Genomic DNA, 18,223 nt, shown 5'->3' with positions numbered 1-18,223 from the left:
TAAATGCTCAGCCAGCCGCCAGATCATCCCGTCGGGATCATTCGGGCGGCCGGTTTGAATTCCGGATGATGTTCCTGAAGGCGACCACGATGCCCAGGGCAAGGCCAACCAACAGTCCCCAGGGATTGGTGCCGGTCAGATAGCCGATGGCATAACCGATCACCGTTCCTCCCAGCAGCCCGCCGAGAAGATCCGCCAAGGCCCGGTTGCCGCTGCGATACGACGCATCGGCCCCTTGCATCCTGGTGCGGTTGCGCTCCTCCTCGCGGCTCTGGGCGGCTTTGAGCCGCGCCTCGAGCGCGTCGATTCGCGCATCTTCTTCGATAGGCTCCCGTGCGGGTTTCTCGTCGCTCATGCCGGCCCCTTCAAAATGCAAGGATATGGCATGGGCAACAAGGTGCCCGCCAAGGGCACGCGCCCCTTAGGCGGGGGTCATGGGCAAGTCAACCGGGTGGCGGCGATTGTGCCCTATGCCGGATGGCCGATACGCGCAGGCGCTCAGCGCGGGCAGCGCGAATCGCGCTGCGGCGGGGCGGAGGTGCGGCGCTGCCACGACCCGTCGGGTGCCTGATACATCTCGCCCTCGACAGTGGAGGCAATCGCCACGCAGCCGGCCGTAAAGGCATATTGTTCGAGCGTTGCGCTTTCGGCCTGCGCGCGCTGGACATAAAGCGCGCGGCGGCGGTTGTTGATGTCGTTCACCATCGCCTGCAATTCGGGCGTCGACGCGCCGACAATCCCCAGATAGCCATCCATCTTCTCGCCCACCTGCCCGGCAGCGCGGGCGGCGGCATAGGCAGGATCGCGCTGGGCCATTGCCGGCGTCACCGCGACAGCGAGGCCAAGCGCGGCAAGAGCCGAGGCGATTGCGAGGCGGGGTTTGCTCATCTTGGTCATCCTTCGGTCAAACTCAGAAAATATCGGCGTTCTGCTCAATCGCCGCGCTGGCATCGTCGGCCAGCCGGTAGATCACTTCCTGCGTAATGTTGATGTTGAGTTCGATCACGATCGGCTCGGTCGGGGCTTCCAGCGTGATGCACCCGGCCAAGGGGATCGCCCCCATCATCATCGCCATCACCATTCTGGTGCGTTGCAAGCCTGCCCCCATCATCGTGGCCTTATGCGCCTGCATTGCACCCCTGGTCAATTTCGTCACGGTCATGGCATGGCCTCTCTTTCAGGGGGCTGAATGGCGGGTTCACTCTGGGTTGCAGGGGAAGCGGAAGGAAATCCGGGCGTTTCTGGCGGCGGTGCATCCGCGCCGTTCACCGAATTGCGGATGACGCGCCCGTCGCTGCGGATCAGGCCCAGTCCGCGCGGATCGCGCACGCTGGACGGGTCGTAGAGCGAGCGCATCGAGGACACCATCTGGTAGAACGGCGCGCGAAGATTGACGACCAGCCGGATCGGCAGGCGCGCCAGACGGCGCGTGAGGAAATTGGTCTGCGCGGTCGCCCCCTGCCGCACGCCGTCCAGCCGCACCTTGGTCACCAGTTCGCCGGTCAGCGGGCCATCCAGCTCCACCTCCATCCGGTCGTAATTGAGATCGCGCAGCGACTGGAAAGCGAAATTGCCGACAAAGGACAGGTCTTCATAGGTGAGCTGGCCGATATAGGAGACGTGCCCCCCCGGCGGCCGTGCGGACAGCAACCCGCCCTGCAGGCGGCCATTGCCCATCGCATCGAACACCACCGGCAACACGCCGTCGAAGAGGCCGGTGGCGGCAAGGTTATTCAGTTCCATCCGCTCGATCAGGCGCGCCGCAGCCAGCCCCTCGATCTGGAAGACATAGCGCCGTTCTTCCGCCGTGCCGATATTCATGACCAGCGGCTGCATCGACAGCGTCCCATCAAGGAAGGGCCATTCGGCGCTTTCCAGCGCCAGCCGCGTGCCATCGGTCAGCGAGAAGGTGACGACGCCATTATCGACCTCGATACCGGGATTGACCATGCCGATTTCCAGCCGCTGCGCCGGCGCGGTGGTCAGGCCCAGAAGGTCGGTGAAGACCACGGTGCCACGCGCGCGCTCGACCGGGCCGAAGGCGGCGGCAAAATCCAGCCCGGTGGAGGAGAACGCGCCGCTGCTTGTCACCGCATCTGCCGTCCAGTCCACGCGCCCGTTGCCAGTGACAGTGCCGCGCACCAGGCTGACGACGCCATAAGCGAGTTCGGACAGGTCGCGCGGCTGGATCGCCTCGCCAAAGGTGATGCCCGGCACGGCGATGCTGGCGCTGCCCGTCGCATTGTCGAGGCGGTGGAGCAGGGTAACCTCGGTTACCGCCGTTCCCGTGGCGGGATGTCGCAGGGTAAACGCGCTGGTGATGGTGTTGTCTGCGAGTGTCAGCCGCGCGCCCTGTGCGACCAGGGGATGAAACCGGTCGATTTCTTGCCGGTCTTCCAGTCGGAATGCAGCCCCCACCAGCGACAACACTCCGGCGTCATAGCGCCATTCCCCGCTCGCATCGCGCACATCCAGCGGAACAGCGGCGAGCCGCACATCGGTACCATTGAACGAGCCGGCAATATCGTCGCCCAATTGGGCAGTCAGATCGGCCAGCGTGAAGCGGGTGGGCGCGATGGTGTCCCCCAGTTCCACGGCAATCGTGCGGGCCGTCATCACGCCAGGAAAGGCGAAACCGACTGCGCCGGTCGAAAGGCGCAGCGGCGTCTCGCCCAACCGCCCCGTAAGCTGGAGCGCGGGAACGCCGGCGGCGAGCCGCAGACCACCCGCATCATACCGCAGGATCGGCGCGCCCGAAGGGGGACAGAGAATGACAGAACGGCCATCCAACGCCAGATTGGCAAGTTGAAGCTGCGCAAAACGCACCGGCGTGCACCCCGGCCACACGCTCACCGCCCCCGCTGCCGAAACCCGCCCTGTCAGGGGCACTTCCAGCCGTTCCGCAGAACCGCCCGGCAAGGCGCCGCTGGCAATGGCGCGGCCAGCAAAGGTCAGCGCGCCATCGTCGTTTTGCCGCAGGACCAGATCGGGCACTTCCAGCCGGTCTGTCCCCACAGCGTATTCCGCCATGCGCAAACGCAGTTCCAGCGCGCCGCCAGCGTCCTGCTCCATCCGCCCCGCGATCTGCGGCAGCCCCGATCCGCCGGTGAGGATATTGCCCGAAAACAGCGGCACCCCTTGCGGCGTAAGACCCATCTGCGCGCGCGTCAGCAAAAGCAGGCTTTCCCCGCCGCGCGCGCGCAGCCGGGCTTCGGGAATGACAAGACCAAGCTGCCCCCCGGCGGTCTGCCGCAGGGTCAGATTGGCGAGCAGCGTGCTGCCGGGAAGCTGTGCGCCCAGTTGCCGGCGAAACTGCGCCAGCAACGGCTGCGCCAGCGTGCCCGCCGCGCCTGCCTCGGCCTCGGTCAGCGCCGCCACCCATTGCCCGCCGGGCTGGAGATTGCGCCCGTCAAGCTCACTCTCCAATTCGAATCGGGCGAAGTTGTCGAAGATCCGCAAACGCCCCTCGGCCTCCAGCCGCGACAATCGCACCGCATCCGCGGCCAGATCCACCGCCGCCAGTTCGAAATCGCTGTTGAAATTGCCGCCCCGGTAAGCAAGGCGCGTCTCGCCCGTCAGGCTGGCAAACCTGACGGAGGGCGCGCCAACCACGCCAAGCCGCAGACCGGCATCGCCGCGCACGCCCTGCATATCGGCATCGGCGCGCAAGGCCAGTTGTGCCGCCCCGCCTTCCACCGCGACACCCTGTACGGCGCAGGCTATCCTGGCAAAGCGCAAGGGGCCGGCAAAGGAAGGGCGCTGGTCATCTATGACAATGCGTCCATACAGCGTGGCCTGATCCGCCGCGCAGCCCGCGAGCCGCAATTGCGGCGCAACCACTGCCAGTTCCCCCGCGAAACCGTCATCCAGCCGGCCCGATCCGGTCAGGCTCGCCGCCAGCGGGCCGTAATCTCCCTCGATCAGCGCATGGCCTTCGCGCAGGGTCAGATGTATCGCCGGGAACGCGAAAGGTTCGGTGCTGTCGGTGAAAATCAGTGGATCAAGCGTGCCGAAACTGGGCTGGCCGTCGATGATCCGTCCCCAGACCCGCACCCCGTCCAGCGTGATCGCACTGATCTGCGGCAGACCGAAAGTGGCCTTCAACCGCACTTCCGCCCTGTCGATCACGGCATCGGGCCGGGCCGGATCGCCGATCACGATATTGCGCAGGACCTGCACTTCGGGCGAGATCGACTCCACATCGTACGTGCCCTCGATCCCCATCTGATCGAGCGTGGCGGCGATGTAGTCATCGGCAATGCCCTTGCGCTGCGACCACAGGATTCCCGCGGCTACTGCCAGCATGAGCAGGAATACCGCCAGCGCCTTGCCCCAAGGCAGGCGCGGCCAGTTACCGCGCGTCGGCGGCATTGGCGGCGGTTCTTCGGATGCAGTCTGGGGCGTCATGCGGGGCAACACTTGCGCGAGCGTCGGCACAAAGGCAATGACTTGCCGAGCAAATCAGGGGCACGAGCTTGGCGAGCGGCGATCTTTTCAGCGACCAGCAGCACAGCGCTGGTGCGGCACATGCCGGAACGGGCCACCGCGCCCGGCTGCGCGACAGGCTGCTGACCGGAGGGCCGGAAGCGCTGGCCGATTACGAAGTGCTCGAATACCTGCTGTTCGGCGCCAATGCGCGCGGCGACACCAAGCCAATGGCCAAGGCGCTGCTCGCCCGCTTTGGCTCGCTGGCGGGAGTGCTTAATGCCGAACCGGCCGCGCTCAAACAGGTGAGAGGTCTCTCCGATGCGGGCGTGGGCGCGCTCAAGATCGCCGCGCTGGCCGCGCGGCGCATGGCGCGCAGCGAAGTGCAGGCGCAGCCAGTGCTGGGAAGCTGGCAGGCGCTGCTTGATTATCTCGCCATCGACATGGCGCACCTGAACCACGAACGTGTGCGCGTGCTGTATCTCAACATCAAGAATCGCCTTCTGCTCGATCATCTGGTGCATGACGGGACGATTGACGAAGCAACGATCCATCCCCGCGAAGTCATCAAGCGCGGCCTCGATATCGGCGCCAGCGCGCTGATCCTCGTGCACAACCACCCCAGCGGAAATCCCGAACCCAGCCGGGCGGATATCCAGATGACCAACCGGATTGCCGAGGCAGGCCGGCTGTTGGGAATTACCGTGCACGATCATGTGATTGTGGGCCGCGAAGGGCAGGTTTCGCTGCGCGCCAAGGGATTGCTGTGACAGAGCCGGCCTATCGTCCGGAAATTGACGGCCTGCGCGCCGTCGCGATCATCCCGGTGGTTCTGTTTCATGCAAAAGTGCCCGGCTTCGGCGGTGGCTTTGCCGGGGTCGATGTGTTTTTCGTGATAAGCGGATACCTTATCACCCGAATCATCATGGGCGAATTGGCCGAGGGGCGCTTTACCCTGGCCGGGTTTTTCGAACGGCGCGCGCGGCGGATATTGCCGCCGGTGTTTCCCGTCCTGTTTGCCACGACCATCGCGGCATGGGCGATCTTCACGGCGGACGATTTTCGCCAGTTCGCGCAAAGCCTTGCCGCTACCGCGCTGTTCGGGGCCAATTTCCTGTTCGCCCGCTCGGCCGATTATTTCACCACGCAGGAAGGCTTCACGCCGCTGATCCATATGTGGAGCCTGGCGGTGGAGGAGCAGTTCTACCTGCTGTTCCCGCTGTTGCTGCTGACCTTGTGGAAGTTCAACCGGCGGCTGATCGGGCCGGCAATTCTTGTCATTGCGGTGGGCGGGCTGGCGCTGGCGATTCTTGCAGCCCCTCGCCACCCGCTGCTGGCCTTCTACCTGTTGCCCACGCGGATGTGGGAACTGGCGGCCGGGGCGCTCTGCGCGCTGGCGATCCGGCATGTCCGGCCCCATGGCGCGCTGGCGCTGGCGGGGTTGGCGCTGATCACAGCGGGGTTTGCGCTGATCGGGGAAGCCACATCGGTGCCCGGCGCCATGATGCTGCTTCCGGTCGGCGGAACCGCGCTGGTGATCCTGTTCGCAAGCCCGCAGAACAGCGCAGGCCGCCTGCTGGCGCTGCGCCCGCTGGTGGGCATCGGGCTTGTCTCGTTCGGCCTCTACCTCTGGCATCAGCCGCTCTTCGCCTTTGCCCAATATCAATGGGTGGGCGCACTTCCTGGATGGGTAACAGCTGCCCTGATCGCCGCATCCGCCGCGCTGGCGGTGCTGTCGTGGGCCTTGCTTGAGAAACCCGTGCGCCAGCGGCGGACCCTGCGCAGCCGTGCCGCGCTGGCGGCAGTCTGCCTGTCCGCCACGCTGATCGCCGCAGCGGTGGGTGTTGCCGGCAATTTCCGGAAGATTGAACCGCGCAGTGCCGCCGTAATGCGGCAGATGGATGGTGCGCGGCCCGCGCATTTCAACCAGCCGCTTGCCATTCCGGACGGCGCGTCCCTGCCCTTCATCCTTTATGGCGACAGCCATGCCGGGCAATATTACCCTGCCTTTGTCGAAAGGCTGGGCAATGGCGCGCTGCTGAGCGAAAATGGCTGCCTTTCCGCCCCCGGCGTCAACGGCTGGCCGGACCAGCCAGCTTGCGCCCGCCATGTCGATCGGCTGGTCGAACTGGCCACGGAACGCCAGCCGCCGCTGGTGATCTGGGCACAGCGGTGGGAACGGGAATTGTTCGACAGCGCGACCGGCCAATCGCTCGGCGCGCTGGCTGATCGCGACGGGGCGGAACTGTTTGCCGCAATTGACCGCCTGCTGTCCCGGCTCCCGCCGCAAACCCGGCTTGTGCTGGTGGGCAATTCGCCGACGGCCTGGGCTGCGGGCGATGCGATGTATGGCGGATGGCTGCGCTGCCGCGCCTATCTCAACGCGCACTGCCCCGACGCATATCCCGCTGCCATGGCCGAAGGGCGCGCCGAGAGCCGTCTGCTCGCCGCCTATGCCGCGCGAAATCCGCGGGTGGTTTATCTTGATGCCGCCGCACCCTTGTGCCCCGATGGGCGGTGCATCATTCGCGAAGACGAAACGCTGCTCTATTGGGATGGAAGCCACCTTACTGTCGCTGCGGCGCGCCGCGTGGTTAACAGTCTGGATGCCCGCGCCCTTGCCATCCCTGTTCCCCTTCCCTAGCGCGGCGCGCATAAACCAAACGCCAGATTCACACCGGAGTTCACCATGGTCCCCCGTTACGCCCGCCCCGCCATGACCGCGATCTGGGAGCCGGAAGCGCGCTATCGCATCTGGTTCGAGATCGAGGCCCATGCCACGCAGAAACTCGCCGATCTGGGCGTGGTTCCGCAGGCCGCCGCCAAGGCGCTGTGGGACTGGTGGCAGACCAACCCGGTGATCGATGTTGCCGCGATCGACGCCAAGGAAGCGATCCTGAAGCACGACGTGATCGCCTTTCTCGACTGGGTGGCCGAGCAAGTGGGGCCGGAAGCGCGCTTCATGCATCAGGGCATGACCAGTTCCGATGTGCTCGACACCACGCTGGCGGTGCAATTGTCGCGCGCGGCCGATCTGCTGCTGGAGGATATCGACGCGCTGCTTGCCGCGATCCGCCGCCGCGCGGAGGAGCACAAATACACCCCCACCATCGGCCGCAGCCACGGGATCCATGCCGAGCCGACGACCTTCGGCCTCAAGCTGGCGCAGGCCTATGCCGAGTTTGACCGCTGTCGCACGCGGCTGGTCAATGCCCGCGCCGAAATCGCCACCTGCGCGATTTCGGGCGCGGTCGGCACCTTCGCCAATATCAACCCGGCGGTGGAGGAATATGTCGCGGAGAAGCTGGGCCTGGCGGTAGAGCCTGTCTCCACGCAGGTCATCCCGCGCGACCGGCACGCCGCCTTCTTTGCCGCGCTGGCGGTGATTGCAGGCAGTATTGAGCGGCTGGCGGTGGAAATCCGCCACTTGCAGCGCACCGAAGTGCTGGAGGCGGAGGAGTATTTCTCCCCCGGCCAGAAGGGATCGAGCGCGATGCCGCACAAGCGCAACCCGATCCTGACCGAAAACCTGACCGGGCAGGCGCGCATGATCCGCGCCTATGCCCTGCCCGCGCTGGAGAATGTCGCCCTGTGGCACGAGCGGGACATTTCGCATTCCAGTGTCGAGCGGTTCATCGGCCCCGATGCCACGATCACGCTCGATTTCGCTCTCGCCCGCCTCACCGGGGTGGTGGACAAGCTGCTGATCTATCCCGAACGGATGCAGAAGAACCTCGACCGGATGGGCGGGCTCGTCCATTCGCAGCGCGTGCTGCTGGCGCTGACGCAGGCGGGCATCACGCGCGACAACGCCTATCGCCTGGTGCAGCGCAACGCGATGAAGGTGTGGGAATCGGACGGCGCGCTCTCGCTACTCGACCTGCTGAAGGCGGACGAAGAAGTGCGCGCCGCGATGAGCGAGGCGGAACTGGAGGACAAGTTCAACCTCGATTACCACTTTGCCCATGTGGACACGATCTTCGCCAGAGTGTTCGGCTAAGGCGGTTTGGCCGATCCTGCGGGATCGATTGTTGCGGCGCAGGGTTCACTTGTCCGGCATTAACGCCTAGCATTGCCTGAAACAGGGAAAGGATCGCCCCATGCAAACCGTAAGAACAGTCCTTTGGGTGCTGCTGCTGGTTGCCCTGGCCATCTTCACCTATGCCAACTGGATCCCGGTGTCGGTGCGGATCTGGGACAATCTGCTGCTCGACACGATGCTGCCCGCAATCGTGATCCTGTCCTTCCTGATCGGCTTTGTGCCGATGTGGATGTATCACCGCGCAGCGAAATGGCAGCTCAACCGCAAGATCGCCGCGCTGGAAGTGGCCGCTCGCAGCTCTGCTCCTGCCGCCCCCGCCTCCGAACCGGTCGCCGCAGAAGCGGTAGCGAAAGAGCCGGTCGAAACGCTCACCCCGCAGCCTGCAACAAACCCGCCCGGAACCCCGCAACCATGAGCAACCCGGTCTATCTCGCGCTCGATCTGCCGCGTCTGGATGCGGCAAAGGCGCTGGCGGAAAGGGTGCGCGGCCATGTCGGCGGGTTCAAGTTGGGGCTGGAATTCTTCTGCGCCCACGGCCACCACGGCGTGCACGAGATTGCGCAGGTCGGCCTGCCGATCTTCCTCGACCTGAAGCTGCACGACATTCCCAACACCGTCGCAGGCGCGATGCAGGCGATCCACGTGCTGGAACCCGCCATCGTTACCGTCCACGCCAGCGGCGGGCGCGCGATGATGGAAGATGCCAAGGCCGCTGCGGGCGAGCATTGCAAGGTCGTGGCTGTGACCATGCTCACGAGTCTGGACGAACGCGATCTGGCGCGCACCGGCGTTGCGGGCACCGCGCATGACCATGTGCTGCGCCTTGCCGAACTGGCGGAAGCGGCGGGGCTGGACGGGATTGTCTGTTCCGGCCACGAGGTGGGCGAGGTGCACCGCCAGTGGAAGAAAGGCTTCTTCGTCGTCCCCGGCCTGCGCCCCGCGGGCAGCGCGGTGGGCGATCAGAAGCGCGTGGTCACACCCCGGCAGGCGCGCGATGACGGGGCAAGCGTGCTGGTGATCGGCCGCCCGATTTCCCGCGCCGAAGACCCGGTGGCCGCCGCCCGCGCGATCGAGGCGACGCTGTAACCTTGGCCGACCACGCCACGCCCAACCTGCCCAGCCGCCAGTTCCTGAAGACCGAGCGCTTCTACAGCAAGCTCGGCTTTTCCGCCTCCTACCGATCCGGCCATTGGCTGATCCTTCAAAATGGCGGGATGACGCTGGAATTCTTTCCCTGGCCCGATCTTGACCCTGCGCAGAACAATCACTCCTGCTGTCTAAGGCTGGACGATCTGGACGCGATGGTGGAGAAGATCCGCGCCGCCGGTGTGCCGGAGGCGCGCGAAGGGATTCCCCGGCTTGTCCCGCCGCAGATGGATATCAGCGGGCTGACCATCGCCTATCTGATCGATCCGGATGGCACGCTGCTCAGGCTGGTGCAGAACCCGCCAAATCGCTAACGCGCCAGCCATGGCAAACCCGCTCATCAAGATCTGCGGCCTCTCCACGCCCGAAAGCATCGCCTCCGCCGCTGCTGCAGGGGCGAGCCATGTGGGGCTGGTGCATTACGCGCCCTCCCCGCGCCATGTGGAGATCGCGCAGGCCGCCCAATTGCGCCGCGCGGTGCCGCCTGGTGTGAAGGCCGTTCTGCTGGTGGTGAACATGGCCCCCGATGCGCTGGCGCAGGCGGTCGCCGCAATCCGGCCCGATGTGGTGCAGTTCCACGGGCAGGAAAGCCCGCAGGAATGCGCGGCTTTCCGCGCAGCGAGCGGGCTGGAAGTGTGGAAAGCCAAGGGCATCAAGACCCCCGCCGATCTGGCGGAGGCGCAAGCCTATGCCGGCGCGCTCGACCGCCTGCTCTATGACGCACCCGCTGGAAAGCTGCCCGGCGGGCAAGGCATCGCACTCGACTGGTCGCTGCTTGCCGGATACCGCCATCGCATCCCGTGGGGGCTGGCGGGCGGGCTGAATGCCGATAATGTGGCCGAAGCGATCCGCCAGACCAAAGCCCCGCTTGTCGATACCTCCTCAGGCGTGGAGAGCGCGCCGGGTATCAAGGATGTGGACAGGATAAAGGCCTTCTGCCAAGCCGCCCGCGCCATTCAGAGTTGACCAGATGACCGAACAAAACCTCAATTCCTTCCGCAACCAGCCCGACGAGCGCGGCCATTTCGGCCAGTTCGGCGGGCGGTATGTCGCCGAAACGCTGATGCCGCTGATCCTTGACCTGGAAGCGCATTACAAGGCGGCGAAGGAAGACCCCGCTTTCCATGCCGAGTTCGAGGACCTTCTGGCGCATTATGTCGGCCGCCCAAGCCCGATGTATTTCGCCCCCCGCCTGACCGAGGAACTGGGCGGCGCGCAAATCTGGTTCAAGCGGGACGAGCTGAATCACACCGGCGCGCACAAGATCAACAATTGCATCGGGCAGATCCTGCTCGCCATCCGCATGGGCAAGACCAAGATCATCGCCGAAACCGGCGCGGGCCAGCACGGTGTGGCCACCGCCACGGTCTGCGCGCGTTTCGGCCTGCCCTGCACCATCTTCATGGGCGCAACCGATGTGGCGCGGCAGGCGCCCAATGTGTTCCGCATGAAGCTGCTCGGCGCCGAAGTCGTGCCCGTCAGCAGCGGGGCGGCGACGCTGAAGGACGCGATGAACGAGGCGCTGCGCCACTGGGTCGCCAATGTCCACGACACCTTCTACATCATCGGCACGGCGGCAGGCCCGCATCCCTATCCGGAACTGGTGCGCGATTTCCAAAGCGTGATCGGCAAGGAAGCGCGCGCGCAATTGCTGGAGCGGGCGGGCCGCCTGCCCGATCTGCTGGTGGCGGCGATTGGCGGCGGTTCGAACGCCATCGGCCTTTTCCACCCCTTCCTCGACGATCCCACGGTCAAGATGCTGGGCGTGGAAGCGGCAGGTCATGGCCTCGACAAACAGCACGCAGCCAGCCTCGCAGGCGGCTTCCCCGGCGTGCTCCACGGCAACAAGACCTATCTGTTGCAGGACGAGGACGGCCAGATTGCCGAGGCGCATTCGATTTCCGCCGGCCTCGACTATCCCGGCATCGGCCCCGAACACGCCTGGCTGAAGGAAACCGGCCGGGTGGATTACACCGCCGTGACTGATGACGAGGCGCTGGAAGGCTTCAAGCTGCTCTGCCGCACCGAAGGCATCATCCCCGCGCTGGAACCCAGCCACGCCATCGCGGCGGTCGCCAAGGTCGCGCCCACCATGCCCAAGGACGCGATCATCTGCGCCAATCTTTGCGGGCGCGGCGACAAGGACATCTTCACCGTGGCCGAGGCGCTGGGAGTGGAAATGTGACTCGCTTCCAATCCGCATTCAGCAAACCGCACCCCGCGCTGGTGTGCTTCATCACGGCAGGTGACGGCGACACGGCCGCCAATCTCGATGCCCTCGTCGAAGGCGGCGCGGATGTGATCGAGTTGGGGATGCCGTTCACCGACCCGATGGCCGATGGGCCGGCGATTCAGGCGGCCAATCTGCGCAGCCTCGCCGCTGGCACAAAGACTGCCGACGTCCTGCGCATGGCGGAAGATTTCCGCGAGCGGCACCCGGATGTGCCGCTGGTGCTGATGGGTTATGCCAACCCGATGATCCGTCGGGGCCCGGAATGGTTTGCCGATGCCGCCGCTGCCGCTGGCGTCGATGGGGTGATCTGCGTCGATCTCGCGCCGGAGGAGGACGAGGATCTTGGCCCGGCCCTGCGCGCCAAGGGCGTCTGCCCGATCCGGCTTGCCACCCCCACCACCGACGAAGCGCGCCTGCCGCGCGTGCTCGATGGGTCGAGCGGGTTCCTCTATTATGTCAGCGTGGCCGGGATAACCGGCAAACAGCAGGCGGCGATCGAATCGATCGAGGCGAATGTGAAGCGTATCAAGCAGCACACCGATCTGCCCGTGGCGGTCGGCTTTGGCGTACGCACGCCCGATCAGGCCGAAGCGATTGCCCGCGTGGCGGATGGCGTGGTGGTCGGCTCTGCGCTCATCGATCTGGTGGCAGAGCACGGCAATCACGCGCCCGATTACCTGCGCGAACTGACGGCAAGTCTTGCCAAGGCCGTGCACAATGCGCGAAAGGCTGCGGCATGAGCTGGCTATCCCGTGTCCGCAACGCCCTGCCCTTTGGCAATAAGCGCGAAACCCCCGACAATCTGTGGGTCAAATGCCCGCGATGTCAGGAAATGCTGTTCACCAAGGAATATGAGGCGAACCTCTCGGTCTGCCCGCGCTGCGACCATCACGGCCGAATCGGCGCGGATGCGCGGCTCGATCAACTGCTCGACCCCGGCTTCACGCTGCTGCCCGATCCGGTGGTGGCCGAAGATCCGCTGAAGTTCCGCGATACAAAGCGCTATGCCGACCGGCTGAAGGCCGCGCGCGCCAGTTCGACGCACAGCGATGCCTTCACCGCCGCACTGGGCAAGATAGATGGCTACAAGGCCGTGGTCGGCGTGCAGGATTTCACCTTCATGGGCGGGTCGATGGGCATGGCGGTGGGCAATGCCTTCTGCGCCGCGGCCCAGCGCGCTTTGAACGAACGCTGCGCCTTCATTTGCGTCACTGCGGCTGGCGGCGCGCGGATGCAGGAGGGTATCCTCAGCCTCATGCAGATGCCGCGCACCACGGTGATGACGCGCCGCCTGAAGGAAGCTGGCCTGCCCTATATCGTGGTGCTGACCGATCCGACCACCGGCGGCGTGACCGCCAGTTATGCCATGCTGGGCGATGTCCACATTGCCGAACCGGGTGCCCTGATCGGCTTTGCCGGGCAGCGGGTGATTCAGGAAACCATCCGCGAAAAGCTGCCCGAAGGGTTCCAGCGCGCCGAATATCTGCACAAGCACGGCATGGTCGACATGGTGGTGCACCGCCGCGACCTGCGCGAGACGCTGGCCCGCCTGCTCGGCTATCTCAGCCCGGCCAAGGCCGCCTGATTTCGAACGGCGCGCAGCGATGAAGGATTTCGCGTCATCGGGCGATCCCAAGGTGCAGGCGCAGCTCGATCGCCTGTCCGCGCTCTCGCTGCCGCAGGGCCGTATCGGGCTGGAGGTGATCCACACGATCCTCGATCGCCTCGGCAATCCGGAGCGCAAGTTGCCGCCCGTGTTCCATGTCGCGGGCACCAATGGCAAAGGATCCACCTGCGCATACCTGCGCGCCATGCTGGAGGCGCAGGGGCTGACCATCCATGTCGCCACCAAGCCGCATCTGGTGCGTTACAACGAACGCATCCGCGTGGCGGGCAAGCTGATTTCGGACGACATGTTGGCAGACCTCCTTAAGGAAGTGCTCGACCTGTCTGAAGACCTCGGCCCCAGTTTCTTTGAAGTCACCACCGCCGCCACGCTGCTCGCCTTTGCGCGGATTCCCGCCGATGCCTGCGTGATTGAGGTCGGGCTTGGCGGACGGCTCGACGCGACCAATGTGATGGTGAAGCCTGCTGCCTGCGGCATTGCCAGCCTTGGCGTCGATCACGAAAGCTTCCTGCTCAATCCCGAAGAAGGCGCGCCCGATCCCGCCAACCCGATGGTGCGCATCGCGTTCGAGAAGGCAGGCATCCGCCGCGCCGGTTCGCCGATGGTGACGCAGAATTACCGCGCGGACATGGAGGCCATGATCGAAGGCCTGTGCGCGGAGGCGGGCGCGCCGCTGTTCATGCGCGGGCGCGTATGGGATACCGAGGTTTCCGACACTGGCATTGCCTACCGCGATGCGAAGGGCACGCTCACCCTGCCGCTCCCGCAAATGCCCGGCAGCCACCAGGGTGACAACGCCGCGCTTGCCGTGGCCATGCTGCGCCATCAGGATGAGGTGGTTGTTTCGCCGGAAGCCATGGCCGAAGGCATCCGCGCCGCGCACTGGCCTGCGCGGCTGCAGCGTCTGGGCGACGGGCCGCTGACCCGGCTTATCCCCGGCGCGATGTTCCTGCTCGACGGCGGGCATAACCCCGATGCCGCGCTGGCGATGGCGAAGTTTCTGGATGCGCAGGCGGCAAAGCCCGTGCATGCCGTAGTGGGCATGCTCAGCGCCAAGGATGCGCGCACCACGCTTGCCACCATTGCCCCGCACCTCGCCAGCCTGACCGCAATACCGATCAGCGGCAGCGAGCATCATCCGCTGGAAGACCTTGCCCGCATGGCGGTAGAAGCGGGCGTGGCCGAGGTGGGCACGGCGCCTTCGCTGGAAGATGCCCTCGCCGCGCTGGCGACAAAACCGGGGCGCGAGGGCACCGTGCTCATCACCGGCTCGCTCTATCTGGCAGGCCAGGTGCTGAAGGCGAATGGCGAGATTCCGGACTAATCCTGCGCGATCAGGTGCCCACAGGCTTCGCCACACGCCTCTGCCTTACCGCATCCGCCACACACAGCGCGACCGCAATCAGGCCCAGCGCCGCCGTCAGGAAAAAGACCGGCGCATAGCCCACCTGCTCAATCCGTTCACCCAGCGCCGCGCGGCCCAGCGACCCCACCAGCACGGTGAGAGAGGATAGGAGTGCATACTGGACCGCTGCGTGGCTCTTGGATGTCATGGCCGAAAGGTAAGCGACAAAGGCCGCCCCGGCGAGGCCGCCCGACAGGTTTTCGCCGGTGATCGCCAGCAATAACCGCGCCAGCCGGTCGTCAACGCCGAATTGGGCTGCAAACCAGTAAAGCCCTGTAATCCGGCCAAACGCATCCAGCCAGGCACCACCCTGCGCAAGATCCGCATAGAGCAGATTTGAAGCCGCAGCGACAATCGCCCCCAGGATCACCGTGGGCATCCGCCCGATGAAGGTAAACAGCGCCGCCGCCAGCGTAATGCCCAGCATGGTCATACCCACGCCAAAAAACTTGGACGCAAAGGCCACCTCGTCGTTCGTGTATTGCAGCTCCTGCAAGTAGAAAGGCAGCGCGAACGGCCCCCAGATGCTGTCTGTCAGCCGGTAGGACAGCACGATGCCCAGCACCAGAAATGCCGCCCAGCGCAGCCGGCCCACCATTTCCATCAGCGGCTCGACCAGCGCCCGGAATGTATGATCAAGAAACGGCCGGGGCGCATCTTCTCCCGCGGCGGCCAGATACCGCCCGCTTCGAAGCCAGCTGTCCAGCATTCCGGCGATCAACGCAGGCACGACCACGGTAGCGATTACGATCAGCGGGCCGTAGAGGCGGATGAAGGCGGTGGCATCGGGACGCAATTCGGGATCCGATGCAAGTGATCGCACCATGTAGACGAGCACGGTAACCAGCGCCCAGCCCCACAGCAGGCCCACCGCCGCCAGGGCAAGCGAGCGAACCTTAACCGAAAGCCGTGCCGCTATGCCTGCTCCGGATTCGACAGCCTGCTCGTGCGCGTGGCGCGTATCGGGCGCGAACCATGTTGCCAGCATCGCCACCATCATGAACATGCCAAATCCGAAATATACCTGCGGCCAGCCCACCCGCGCGGCCGCAACCAGCGCAAGCGCTCCTCCAGCCAGCGCGGCAAGGCGATATCCGAGTTGGTAAATCGAGGACAGCACCTCCAGCGGGGCGGCTTCGTCCGCCACTTCCACGCGCCAGGCGTCAATCACGATATCCTGTGTCGCGCTGGCAAAGGCCGCGATGCCTGCCAAAAGGCTGAACAGGCCCAGCGAGGTCTGGGGATTAAGGGCTGACAGCGTAATCAGCACCAGCCCGATCATCGCCTGAATGGGCAGCAACCAGCTGCGCCGCCGCCCCAGCCGCCACAAAAGCGGCACGCGTCCCTTGTCGACCAGCGGCGACCACAGGAACTTGAAGGCGTAGGCAAGGCCGATCAGCGAAAATACGCCCATGGTCTCAAGATCAACGCCAACTTCGCCCAGCCAGGCGTACAGCGTGCCCAGCAGCAGCGCATAAGGCAGCCCTGCCGCCATGCCGTAAATCAGCATGATGCCCGATTTGCGGTTAGTAAAAGCGGTCAGAAAAAGTCGCCATCCCGAAGGTGCCGCACCGGCCTTCGTGTGGACTGCATCCGCACCCTTGCCGCTCTGCCCCGATGTATTGGCATTGCTTTCAACCATTTAGGATTTTTCCTGCCTGCAAAAGGGAAATTTCACACAATCGACCCAAAACCTGGTATAAACACCTAGGACAACCAGAAACTTCACGGAAGGGATGCGCTGAAACCGGCGAATTGGCGGAGAATGCTAGATGCTGGGATCACTGCTTTGCGCCATTATCGGTCATAAAATCAACCGTCACCGTGTCTGGCATGACGGACGCGATTTTCGTAGCCGATGCCGTCGCTGCAAGGCCAATATGATCCGCACCCGCGAAGGCTGGGAACGGTTCAAACCGGATATACACGGCACCGACCGCAAGTTGGAACATCACGAAGGCGAAGGCTGAAGGCTTTCGCGCCCGTCCCAAGGGCGCTAAGGCGCGGGGCATGGGCCAATCCGACAGCAACCAACCCGCCGCGAAAGATGGCGACCGCATCGCCAAATTGCTGGCACGCGCAGGTATCGCCAGCCGCCGCGAGGTAGAGCGCATGATCGAGGCGGGGCGCATCAAGCTCAATGGGGAGCTGGTTACCACGCCTGCCACCATTCTCACATCGCTGCGCGGCGTGACGGTGGACGACAAGCCGGTCGCCCCGCCCGAACGCACGCGCCTGTTCGCCTTTCACAAGCCTGCAGGCCTGCTGACGGCGGAACGCGATTATTCCGGCCGCCCCACCATCTACACCGCTTTGCGCAACGCGCTTCCGCCGGGCACGCCGCGGGTGATGCCGGTAGGCCGCCTCGATCTCAACACCGAAGGGCTGCTGCTGCTCACCAATGATGGCGAGTTGAAACGCGCGATGGAACTGCCGTCCAGCGGGATTGAGCGCACTTACCGCGCGCGCACTTTTGGCGAGATCAGCCAAGCACAGCTGGAGGAATTGATCCACGGCATTACCATCGACGGGGTGCGCTATGGCAAGATCGACGCAAATCTTGAACGGCGCACGGGCCGCAACCAATGGATCGAATTACGCTTGACCGAAGGCAAGAACCGCGAGGTGCGCCGTGTGCTCGAACATCTGGGCCTGCAGGTCAGCCGCCTCTTGCGCACTGCTTACGGCCCGTTCGAACTGGGCGATTTGCCGCGCGGCCAAGCGGCGGAACTGAAAAAGGAAGCGATTGATCGCTTTCGCGCCACGCTGAAGGCAGCCAAATGAGAATCATCGCCGGCGAGTGGAAGCGCCGCCCCTTGCGTGCGCCACAGGGTGATGCCACCCGCCCCACGGCGGACCGGGTGCGCGAGACCTTGTTTTCGATGCTGGTGTCACGGCTCGGCGATCTGGAAGGGCTGAAAGTGGCCGACCTGTTTGCAGGATCCGGCGCGCTGGGGCTGGAGGCGCTGTCGCGGGGCGCGGCAAGTTGCCTGTTTGTGGAGCAGGACGCCGCTGCGATCCGCGCGCTGCGCACCAATATCGCCGCCTTGCAGGCCGCATCCCGCTGCGATGTGCGCGCGCAATCGGTGATGCAGCTTGGCCCGGCGAAGGAGCCGCTCGATCTCCTCTTGCTCGACCCGCCCTATGGCACCGGCGCGGGGCAAGTTGCACTCGACAAGCTGGCGCGGCTGGGCTGGATTGGCCCGCACAGCTGGATCAGCCTTGAAACCGGCCCCGGCGAGGAGGTGAACCTCAAGCGCTTCACGCTCGATACCACGCGGGCCGTGGGCAAAGCGCGGCTACATCTGATGCGGCCGACAGCGGAGTGATCCACCTGGCTTGCGC

19 protein-coding genes are annotated in these 18,223 nt (G+C 65.1%); 14 read left to right on the top strand and 5 right to left on the bottom strand.

From position 1 onward, the window contains the following. Positions 1-37 precede the first annotated feature (37 nt). The 4 genes from WFP39_RS10995 to WFP39_RS10980 all read right to left on the bottom strand — a co-directional run bounded on the left by WFP39_RS10995 (position 38) and on the right by WFP39_RS10980 (position 4,407). Positions 38-355, bottom strand: a complete 318-nt coding sequence (locus WFP39_RS10995; RefSeq protein WP_336919635.1) for an AtpZ/AtpI family protein — start codon at positions 353-355, stop codon at positions 38-40. A gap of 143 nt (positions 356-498) precedes the next feature. Then, positions 499-888, bottom strand: a complete 390-nt coding sequence (locus tag WFP39_RS10990; RefSeq protein ID WP_377923274.1) for a YdbL family probable chaperone protein — start codon at positions 886-888, stop codon at positions 499-501. 22 nt (positions 889-910) lie between these two features. Beyond that, entirely contained in the window at positions 911-1,132 is a 222-nt protein-coding gene (locus tag WFP39_RS10985; protein ID WP_336919632.1) for a YnbE family lipoprotein, read from the bottom strand. 26 nt (positions 1,133-1,158) lie between these two features. Further along, entirely contained in the window at positions 1,159-4,407 is a 3,249-nt protein-coding gene (locus WFP39_RS10980) for an intermembrane phospholipid transport protein YdbH family protein (RefSeq protein WP_336919631.1), read from the bottom strand. A 68-nt stretch (positions 4,408-4,475) separates the two neighbouring features. Between WFP39_RS10980 and radC the strand changes: the two genes are divergently transcribed. The 11 genes from radC (at position 4,476) to WFP39_RS10925 (ending at position 14,797) form a co-directional block, all read left to right on the top strand. Next, positions 4,476-5,195 (top strand): RadC family protein, encoded by a 720-nt coding sequence (gene radC, locus WFP39_RS10975; RefSeq protein WP_336919630.1) that lies wholly within the window; start codon positions 4,476-4,478, stop codon positions 5,193-5,195. Beyond that, a complete protein-coding gene (locus WFP39_RS10970) occupies positions 5,192-7,069 on the top strand; it encodes an acyltransferase family protein (protein WP_336919628.1) in 1,878 nt (625 codons plus the stop codon). The genes radC and WFP39_RS10970 overlap by 4 nt, the downstream gene beginning before the upstream one ends. A gap of 45 nt (positions 7,070-7,114) precedes the next feature. Beyond that, entirely contained in the window at positions 7,115-8,425 is a 1,311-nt protein-coding gene (purB, locus tag WFP39_RS10965; protein ID WP_336919627.1) for an adenylosuccinate lyase, read from the top strand. Positions 8,426-8,525: 100 nt separating this feature from the next. Further along, positions 8,526-8,882, top strand: coding sequence for a DUF1049 domain-containing protein (locus WFP39_RS10960; protein WP_336919625.1), 357 nt, complete (start codon positions 8,526-8,528; stop codon positions 8,880-8,882). Then, positions 8,879-9,553, top strand: coding sequence for an orotidine-5'-phosphate decarboxylase (gene pyrF, locus WFP39_RS10955; protein ID WP_336919624.1), 675 nt, complete (start codon positions 8,879-8,881; stop codon positions 9,551-9,553). The genes WFP39_RS10960 and pyrF overlap by 4 nt, the downstream gene beginning before the upstream one ends. Positions 9,554-9,555: 2 nt before the next feature. Beyond that, positions 9,556-9,927 carry a bleomycin resistance protein gene (locus WFP39_RS10950; RefSeq protein ID WP_336919622.1) on the top strand — a complete coding sequence of 124 codons (372 nt, stop codon included), beginning with the start codon at positions 9,556-9,558 and terminating at the stop codon, positions 9,925-9,927. A 10-nt stretch (positions 9,928-9,937) separates the two neighbouring features. Next, positions 9,938-10,579, top strand: coding sequence for a phosphoribosylanthranilate isomerase (locus tag WFP39_RS10945; protein WP_336919620.1), 642 nt, complete (start codon positions 9,938-9,940; stop codon positions 10,577-10,579). Positions 10,580-10,583: 4 nt separating this feature from the next. Continuing rightward, the gene (trpB, locus tag WFP39_RS10940; protein ID WP_336919619.1) at positions 10,584-11,798 is read left to right on the top strand and encodes a tryptophan synthase subunit beta; all 1,215 of its coding nucleotides are present in this window, start codon (positions 10,584-10,586) and stop codon (positions 11,796-11,798) included. Further along, a complete protein-coding gene (trpA, locus tag WFP39_RS10935; RefSeq protein WP_336919618.1) occupies positions 11,795-12,586 on the top strand; it encodes a tryptophan synthase subunit alpha in 792 nt (263 codons plus the stop codon). Before trpB ends, trpA begins: the two co-directional genes overlap by 4 nt. Continuing rightward, positions 12,583-13,431 (top strand): acetyl-CoA carboxylase, carboxyltransferase subunit beta, encoded by an 849-nt coding sequence (accD, locus tag WFP39_RS10930; protein WP_336919617.1) that lies wholly within the window; start codon positions 12,583-12,585, stop codon positions 13,429-13,431. Before trpA ends, accD begins: the two co-directional genes overlap by 4 nt. Before the next feature lie 19 nt (positions 13,432-13,450). Beyond that, positions 13,451-14,797 (top strand): bifunctional folylpolyglutamate synthase/dihydrofolate synthase, encoded by a 1,347-nt coding sequence (locus WFP39_RS10925; RefSeq protein ID WP_336919616.1) that lies wholly within the window; start codon positions 13,451-13,453, stop codon positions 14,795-14,797. A 10-nt stretch (positions 14,798-14,807) separates the two neighbouring features. Here WFP39_RS10925 and WFP39_RS10920 read toward each other — a convergent pair whose 3' ends face one another. Beyond that, positions 14,808-16,520, bottom strand: a complete 1,713-nt coding sequence (locus tag WFP39_RS10920) for an AmpG family muropeptide MFS transporter (RefSeq protein ID WP_336919614.1) — start codon at positions 16,518-16,520, stop codon at positions 14,808-14,810. A gap of 130 nt (positions 16,521-16,650) precedes the next feature. Between WFP39_RS10920 and WFP39_RS10915 the strand changes: the two genes are divergently transcribed. The 3 genes from WFP39_RS10915 to rsmD are packed head-to-tail and all read left to right on the top strand — an operon-like array spanning position 16,651 to position 18,207. Further along, on the top strand, positions 16,651-16,848 hold the full coding sequence (locus tag WFP39_RS10915; protein ID WP_336919613.1) for a hypothetical protein: 198 nt from the start codon (positions 16,651-16,653) through the stop codon (positions 16,846-16,848). 40 nt (positions 16,849-16,888) lie between these two features. Next, complete coding sequence (locus WFP39_RS10910) at positions 16,889-17,662, top strand: pseudouridine synthase (protein ID WP_336919612.1); 774 nt, start codon at positions 16,889-16,891, stop codon at positions 17,660-17,662. Then, the gene (rsmD, locus tag WFP39_RS10905; protein WP_336919611.1) at positions 17,659-18,207 is read left to right on the top strand and encodes a 16S rRNA (guanine(966)-N(2))-methyltransferase RsmD; all 549 of its coding nucleotides are present in this window, start codon (positions 17,659-17,661) and stop codon (positions 18,205-18,207) included. The genes WFP39_RS10910 and rsmD overlap by 4 nt, the downstream gene beginning before the upstream one ends. The last annotated feature ends 16 nt before the right edge of the window (positions 18,208-18,223 follow it).

This window comes from Alteraurantiacibacter lauratis, from assembly GCF_037154155.1.
Classification (GTDB): Bacteria; Pseudomonadota; Alphaproteobacteria; order Sphingomonadales; family Sphingomonadaceae; genus Alteraurantiacibacter; species Alteraurantiacibacter lauratis.
Note: the sequence above shows the minus strand (reverse complement) of the source record. Positions and strands in the feature narration are given on the sequence as shown.

Coding starts and splice junctions, on each gene's coding strand:
- WFP39_RS10995 (WP_336919635.1), bottom strand. CDS start 355: ATGAGCGACGAGAAACCCGCACGGGAGCCTATCGAAGAAGATGCGCGA.
- WFP39_RS10990 (WP_377923274.1), bottom strand. CDS start 888: ATGAGCAAACCCCGCCTCGCAATCGCCTCGGCTCTTGCCGCGCTTGGC.
- WFP39_RS10985 (WP_336919632.1), bottom strand. CDS start 1,132: ATGCAGGCGCATAAGGCCACGATGATGGGGGCAGGCTTGCAACGCACC.
- WFP39_RS10980 (WP_336919631.1), bottom strand. CDS start 4,407: ATGACGCCCCAGACTGCATCCGAAGAACCGCCGCCAATGCCGCCGACG.
- purB (WP_336919627.1), top strand. CDS start 7,115: ATGGTCCCCCGTTACGCCCGCCCCGCCATGACCGCGATCTGGGAGCCG.
- WFP39_RS10960 (WP_336919625.1), top strand. CDS start 8,526: ATGCAAACCGTAAGAACAGTCCTTTGGGTGCTGCTGCTGGTTGCCCTG.
- pyrF (WP_336919624.1), top strand. CDS start 8,879: ATGAGCAACCCGGTCTATCTCGCGCTCGATCTGCCGCGTCTGGATGCG.
- WFP39_RS10945 (WP_336919620.1), top strand. CDS start 9,938: ATGGCAAACCCGCTCATCAAGATCTGCGGCCTCTCCACGCCCGAAAGC.
- trpB (WP_336919619.1), top strand. CDS start 10,584: ATGACCGAACAAAACCTCAATTCCTTCCGCAACCAGCCCGACGAGCGC.
- accD (WP_336919617.1), top strand. CDS start 12,583: ATGAGCTGGCTATCCCGTGTCCGCAACGCCCTGCCCTTTGGCAATAAG.
- WFP39_RS10925 (WP_336919616.1), top strand. CDS start 13,451: ATGAAGGATTTCGCGTCATCGGGCGATCCCAAGGTGCAGGCGCAGCTC.
- WFP39_RS10920 (WP_336919614.1), bottom strand. CDS start 16,520: ATGGTTGAAAGCAATGCCAATACATCGGGGCAGAGCGGCAAGGGTGCG.
- WFP39_RS10915 (WP_336919613.1), top strand. CDS start 16,651: ATGCTGGGATCACTGCTTTGCGCCATTATCGGTCATAAAATCAACCGT.
- WFP39_RS10910 (WP_336919612.1), top strand. CDS start 16,889: ATGGGCCAATCCGACAGCAACCAACCCGCCGCGAAAGATGGCGACCGC.
- rsmD (WP_336919611.1), top strand. CDS start 17,659: ATGAGAATCATCGCCGGCGAGTGGAAGCGCCGCCCCTTGCGTGCGCCA.